Origin of the sequence: Collinsella sp. AM24-1, assembly GCF_003470325.1 — a bacterium.
Lineage (GTDB): Bacteria > Actinomycetota > Coriobacteriia > Coriobacteriales > Coriobacteriaceae > Collinsella.
The window spans coordinates 23717-24105 of sequence record NZ_QRHM01000029.1; the positions used below are offsets into that span (position 1 = coordinate 23717).

At 42.2% G+C, this 389-nt stretch carries 1 protein-coding gene and 1 tRNA gene; one reads left to right on the forward strand and one right to left on the reverse strand.

The genetic code is table 11. The features are described from left to right. Positions 1–227 (forward strand): hypothetical protein (locus DW661_RS10390; protein WP_233547489.1); only part of this gene is annotated, 227 nt, incomplete at its 5' end. Here DW661_RS10390 and DW661_RS09160 read toward each other — a convergent pair. Next, positions 190–266 (reverse strand) — tRNA-Arg (locus DW661_RS09160). The genes DW661_RS10390 and DW661_RS09160 overlap by 38 nt on opposite strands. Between the last annotated feature and the right edge of the window lie 123 nt (positions 267–389).

Here is a 389-nt window from a genome sequence, read left to right on the forward strand (position 1 = left end):
GACTTGTTGATTATTATGCACAGGGACTGAATAATGGTCAAGCATTTTTTCAAAAAAAGTTATCGAATTTGATTTTTACTCATTTGATGCAGTCGATCGACTCGATACTTTCAAACACGGCGAAAGCAACTCCTCAAGTATGTCGACATATAAGAAAAGCCTCCGTTACCGGAGGCTTTAAAGTTCAGTTGGTGCGGCGTATAGGATTCGAACCTATGACGTTCTGATTCGTAGTCAGACCCTCTATCCAGCTGAGGTAACGCCGCAACGCACGGATTATTATGCACGCGAGCCCCCGATGGGTCAAGCGACAATTAGAAAAAATTTTATGGAGTGATAATTAAGTTGTTCCTTGATTCTCATCTTCATTGCAACAGCCTCAGGACTCA